Annotated in this window: 6 protein-coding genes; 4 read left to right on the top strand and 2 right to left on the bottom strand. The window is 70.8% G+C overall.

Features of this window, described 5'->3' with window-relative positions; all coding sequences use genetic code 11:
* A partial coding sequence (locus tag KBX53_RS20785; protein ID WP_210861127.1) for an ArgP/LysG family DNA-binding transcriptional regulator occupies positions 1-677 on the top strand: 677 nt, incomplete at its 5' end.
* Positions 678-695: 18 nt separating this feature from the next.
* On the opposite strand, the gene KBX53_RS20780 is transcribed toward KBX53_RS20785, so the two are convergent.
* Positions 696-2,447 (bottom strand): biotin carboxylase N-terminal domain-containing protein, encoded by a 1,752-nt coding sequence (locus KBX53_RS20780; RefSeq protein ID WP_210861125.1) that lies wholly within the window; start codon positions 2,445-2,447, stop codon positions 696-698.
* 150 nt (positions 2,448-2,597) lie between these two features.
* On the opposite strand from KBX53_RS20780, the gene KBX53_RS20775 reads away from it, so the two are divergent.
* The 3 genes from KBX53_RS20775 to KBX53_RS20765 all read left to right on the top strand — a co-directional run bounded on the left by KBX53_RS20775 (position 2,598) and on the right by KBX53_RS20765 (position 5,063).
* A complete protein-coding gene (locus tag KBX53_RS20775) occupies positions 2,598-3,209 on the top strand; it encodes a PadR family transcriptional regulator (protein ID WP_030328921.1) in 612 nt (203 codons plus the stop codon).
* 121 nt (positions 3,210-3,330) lie between these two features.
* Positions 3,331-4,290 carry a daunorubicin resistance protein DrrA family ABC transporter ATP-binding protein gene (locus KBX53_RS20770; protein WP_030328919.1) on the top strand — a complete coding sequence of 320 codons (960 nt, stop codon included), beginning with the start codon at positions 3,331-3,333 and terminating at the stop codon, positions 4,288-4,290.
* A gap of 17 nt (positions 4,291-4,307) precedes the next feature.
* Complete coding sequence (locus KBX53_RS20765) at positions 4,308-5,063, top strand: ABC transporter permease (protein WP_210861122.1); 756 nt, start codon at positions 4,308-4,310, stop codon at positions 5,061-5,063.
* Between the two features lie 157 nt (positions 5,064-5,220).
* On the opposite strand, the gene KBX53_RS20760 is transcribed toward KBX53_RS20765, so the two are convergent.
* Positions 5,221-5,488, bottom strand: a 268-nt coding sequence (locus KBX53_RS20760) for an O-methyltransferase (protein ID WP_369010007.1), incomplete at its 5' end; no start/stop codon positions are given.

Here is a 5,488-nt window from a genome sequence, read left to right as displayed (position 1 = left end):
TGCTGCTGCTCGAACGGGAGGCGCTGGCCGACGCCCGCGGCCCGCTGGCCGGCGGTGGCCGGATCCGGGTCGCCGTGGTGGTCAACGCGGACTCCCTGGCCACCTGGTTCCCCGCCGCGCTGGCCCGGTTGCCGCAGCGGGCCGGGCTCTCGTTCGACCTGCGGCAGGACGACCAGGACCACACCGCCGAACTGCTCCGCGACGGCTCGGTGACGGCGGCGGTCACCGCCCAGCGGGAGGCCGTGCAGGGCTGCCGGGTGCTGCGACTCGGCGCCATGCGCTACCGCGCGCTGGCCACCCCGGAGTTCGCGGCATCCCACTTCGCCGGCGGATTCACCGCCGTCACGCTGGCGAGCGCGCCACTTGTCGTCTTCGATCGGAAGGACCGGGTGCAGCACCGCTTCATCCGGGCGGTGGCCGGTCGGCCGCTCGACCCGCCGGTGCACTATGTGCCGTCGGTGCCGGCGTTCAGCGAGACGATCCGGCTCGGGTTGGGCTGGAGCCTGGTGCCCGAACAGATCGCCCAGGCCGACCTGGACGCCGGCCGCTGGGTCGACCTCGCGCCGGGCCGACACCTCGACGTCCCGCTGTACTGGCAGCACTGGCGGCTGGAGTCGGACGTGCTGACCGCGCTGACCGCCGCCGTCCGCGCGGTCGCCACCGAAACCCTGCGCTGACTGGCGCCGAGCGGCGGCTCAGGCGATGGTGCAGATGGGGGCGCCAGCGGTGATCACGGCACCGACCTCGGCGCTGAGACCGCTGACCGTGCCCGCCTTGTGCGCGTGCAGCGGCTGCTCCATCTTCATCGCCTCCAACACCACGACCAGGTCACCCTCGGCCACGGTGTCGCCGTCCGCCACCGCGATCTTGACGATGGTGCCCTGCATCGGCGAGGTGAGCGTGTCGCCGCCGACCGGAGCGCCGGCCTTGGCACCGCCGCCGCGCCGGGTCGGCTTGCGGGAGGCGGGTACCGCTGTGGTCGTACTCCCGCCGAAGCCGGCGGGGAGGCTGACCTCGAGGCGCTTGCCGCCCACCTCGACCACGACGGTGTCGCGTTCGGCCGGCGCGTCGGCGGTGCCGGCGGCGGCGGTGAACGGCGGCACGGTGTTGTGGAACTCCGTCTCGATCCACCGGGTGTGCACTGTGAACGGCTCGGCGGTGAACGCCTCGTCCCGCACCACGAGCCGGTGGAACGGCAGCGCGGTGGCCATGCCGTCGAGGACCATCTCGTCCAGCGCGCGGCGGGCGCGCTCCAACGCCTCGGTCCGCGTCTCACCCGTGATGATCACCTTGGCGAGCAGTGAGTCGAAGTTGCCGCCGATCACGTCGCCGGCCGAGATGCCGGTGTCGACCCGAACCCCCGGCCCGCTGGGCAGGCGCAGCGCGGTGACAGTGCCCGGGGCGGGCAGGAAGTTGCGGCCCGGGTCCTCGCCGTTGATCCGGAACTCGATCGCGTGCCCGCGCGGGGTCGGGTCCTCGGTGATCCGCAGCTTCTCGCCGTCGGCGATCCGGAACTGCTCCCGGACCAGGTCGATGCCGGCGGTCTCCTCGGTGACCGGGTGCTCGACCTGAAGGCGGGTGTTGACCTCCAGGAAGGAGATGGTGCCGTCGACGCCGACCAGGTATTCCACGGTGCCGGCGCCGTGGTAGCCGGCTTCGCGGCAGATCGCCTTGGCGCTGTCGTGGATCTGGGCGCGCTGGGCGTCGGTGAGGAACGGCGCGGGCGCCTCCTCCACGAGCTTCTGGTGGCGTCGTTGCAACGAGCAGTCCCGGGTGCCCACCACGATCACGTTGCCGTGCTGGTCGGCGAGGACCTGCGCCTCGACGTGCCGGGGCTGGTCGAGATACCGCTCGACGAAGCACTCGCCCCGACCGAACGCGGCGACCGCCTCCCGGGTGGCCGACTCGAAGAGCTGCGGGATCTCCTCCATGGTGCGGGCCACCTTGAGGCCGCGCCCACCGCCACCGAAGGCGGCCTTGATGGCGACCGGCAGGCCGTGGTCGACGGCGAACGCCATCACCTCGTCCGGGCTGCCCACCGGGTCCGGGGTGCCCGGGACCAGCGGCGCGCCGGCCCGCTGGGCGATGTGCCGGGCGGTGACCTTGTCACCGAGGTCGCGGATGGCCTGCGGGGTGGGGCCGACCCAGGTCAGCCCGGCGTCGATGACGGCCTGGGCGAAGTCGGCGTTCTCACTGAGGAAGCCATAACCCGGGTGTACGGCGTCGGCACCGGCCCGAGCGGCGACGTCGAGCAGCTTGTCGATGCGCAGGTACGTCTCGGTCGCGCTGTCCCCGCCGAGCGCGTACGCCTCGTCCGCGAGGGTGGCGTGCAGGGCGTCGCGGTCGGAGTCCGCGTAGACGGCGACGCTGCCCAGGCCGGCGTCGCGGCACGCGCGGATCACCCGGACGGCGATCTCGCCGCGGTTGGCGATGAGTACCTTGCGCACCTTCGTGGCTCCTCCCGGGCAGGTTACTGACGGGGAGTGTATCGGCCGCCCACGGCGGCCCTAACGATCGCTCAGTGTGGGATGCCGCACTGCGCCCGCCACGGTTTAGTCAAACTTGGCTATTACGCTTATCGGGTGTCTTCGACTCGGATGATGATTCTCGGTCTGGTGCGGTGGATGCAGCCCGTGCACGGCTACGACGTGCGCCGCGAGCTGCTGAGCTGGAGCGCCGACAAGTGGGCGAACGTGCAACCCGGATCGATCTATCACGCTCTGCGCAAGCTCACCGAGGAGGGGCTGCTCCGCGCCGTCGCGACCGAGCAGGTCGGCGCCCGCCCGGCGCGCACCACGTACGAGGTGACCCCCAAGGGGGAGGACGAGTTCGAGACGTTGCTGCGCAATCTGTGGTGGAACATCAGCGAGCCCGCCGACCCGTTCGTGGCGGCCTTCTCCTTCCTGCCGGCCATGCCGCGCGCCGAGGCGGCCGCGGCCCTGCGTAACCGGGCCAACCTGCTGCGCGCCGGCATCGAGTCGATGCGTGCCTCGCTCGAGTCGGACTGGGTGCGCAACCGCAAGCCGGCGCACGTGGGCTGGATGTTCGAGCTGTGGTCGGCGCGGGCCGAGGCGGAGATGAGCTGGTGCGAGCGGATCGCGGAGCGGATCGATTCCGGAGTGTCGTACCTGCCTGCTGAGCTGGATGAAGCGCAGGGTTGGTCGGGGTGGAAGGACGGCGAGGTGCCGTCCGGCACCGACACGGAATAATCAACGTTGACTAGAAAAGTTATATCGCGTTAGCCTGCTGGCGGCACAGCGGGGGAGTGCGCCGTCCGGCGTCGTCCCACTCGACGGCCGGCGCTACCGGCCTGAACGACCAGGAGCAGAAATGATCGAGACCAGGGGGCTGCGGAAGTCGTTCCGCTCCCGCGCGGGTCGAGAGACGAAGACGGTGGACGCCGTGCGGGGCGTCGACCTTGACGTCGCCAAGGGCGAGATCTTTGGCTTCCTCGGCCCGAACGGCGCCGGCAAGACCACCACGCTGCGGATGCTCGCCACGCTGATCGAGCCGGATGGCGGCGAGGCCACCATCGCGGGCGCCGACCTGCGCAAGGACCCGGCCGAGGTGCGCCGCCGCATCGGGTACGTCCCGCAGGGCGGCAGCACCTGGGACGAGTCCACCGCCCGTGAGGAACTGGTGCTGCACGCCCGGATGTACGGCATCAGCAAGGCCGACGCGCAACGCCGCGCCGCCCGCGCCCTGGACGCCTTCCAGCTCACCGAGTACGCCGACCGCAAGTGCAAGACCTACTCCGGCGGCCAGCGACGCCGGGTCGAGATCGCCCTCGGCATCATCCACGAGCCGAAGATCGTCTTCCTGGACGAGCCGACCACCGGCCTCGACCCGCAGAGCCGCGCCCACATGTGGGACGAGATCCGGCGGCTCCGCAGCGACGGCATGACCGTCTTCATCACCACGCACTACCTGGACGAGGCCGACGCGCTCTGCGATCGGATCGCGATCATGGACAACGGCGAGGTGGTGGCCGAGGGCACCCCGGCCGAGCTCAAGCGGGAGATCTCCGGAGACGTGGTGCTGGTCGGTCTCGACCTGGCCGCCACCCCGCAGGCCGCCCAGGCACTCGACGGCGAACCGTACGTCAACAAGCTGGAAACCGCCGACGAGGGCGGCCTGCGCCTCTATGTCGACGAGGGCGCCACCGCCATTCCGCAGGTGCTGCGCCGACTCGACCACGCCGGGCTGGAGCTGCGCTCGATCGAGCTGCACCGACCCAGCCTGGACGACGTCTTCCTCACCAAGACCGGCCGCTCGCTGCGCGAGTCCTGACCCCGGAGACGACTCTCATGAAATTCGCCCGTGACACCTGGCTGATCTTCCAGCGCCAGACCCAACTCCTGCTGCGCAACCCGGTCTGGGTCTTCGTCGGCGTCTTCCAGCCGGTCATGTACCTGCTGCTCTTCGCCCCGCTGCTCAAACCCGCACTGAACGCCCCCACCCAGGCCGAGGCCTACAAGATCTTCGTACCGGGCCTGCTGGTGCTGCTGGCCATCTTCGGTGGCCTGTTCCAGGGCTTCGGCCTGATCGCCGAGCTGCGAGCCGGCGTCATCGAACGCTCCCGCGTCACCCCGATCAGCCGGCTCCCCCTGCTGCTCGGCCGCTCGCTGCGCGACGTCGTCTCGCTCATCGTGCAGGCGGTCATCATCACCCTGCTGGCGCTCCTGTTCGACCTGCGGGTGTTCATCGGTGACCTGCTGCTGGCGTACCTGATGCTCGCTCTGATCGCCCTCATGACCTCGGCCGTCTCCTACGGTGTCGCCCTCAAGGTCAAGAGCGAGGACGCGCTGGCCCCACTGATGAACACCGTGGCGCAGCCGGTGCTCCTGCTCTCCGGCATCCTGCTGCCGCTGACCTTCGCACCCGGCTGGTTGCAGGGCATCGCCAACTGGAACCCGTTCTCCTGGGCGGTCGACGGCACCCGTTCGCTGTTCGCCGGTGACCTGGGCAGCGACAAGGTCTGGCAGGGCCTCAGCATCACCGCGGTGCTCGCCGCACTGGGCGTCTACTGGGCCGCCCGCCAGTTCGCCCGCAGCGTCCGCTGACCGTCCCCTGCGCGCGAGTTCCTGAAAAACGGGGTGTCCCCTGCTGGGGGACACCCCGTTTTCCGTGTTCGGCGGCCGGCACCCGGCGCCCGGCGTTGCCGGCGGCCGGCGTTTGGTGGTTGTCGGCGGGTGGCCGGCGTTCGGCGGGGGTCGGCGGTCAGCGGACCCGGGCGAGGGTCAGGCCGTCCGCGATCGGCAGCATCACCGGGTCCACCCGTACGTCGGCGAGGACCTCGTCGTTGAACGCGGCGATGGCCCGGTCACCTTCGTCCTGCGGGGCGATGACCCGCCCACCACGCAGCACGTTGTCGACGGCGATCACCCCACCCGGGCGCATCCGGGGCACCAGCTCCGCCCAGTAGATCGGGTAACCGGTCTTGTCCGCGTCGATGAACGCGAAGTCCAGGTGCCGCTCGTGCGGCAAC

This window comes from Micromonospora sp. M51 (assembly GCF_018070305.1).
Classification (GTDB): domain Bacteria; phylum Actinomycetota; class Actinomycetes; order Mycobacteriales; family Micromonosporaceae; genus Micromonospora; species Micromonospora parva.
Note: the sequence above shows the minus strand (reverse complement) of the source record. Positions and strands in the feature narration are given on the sequence as shown.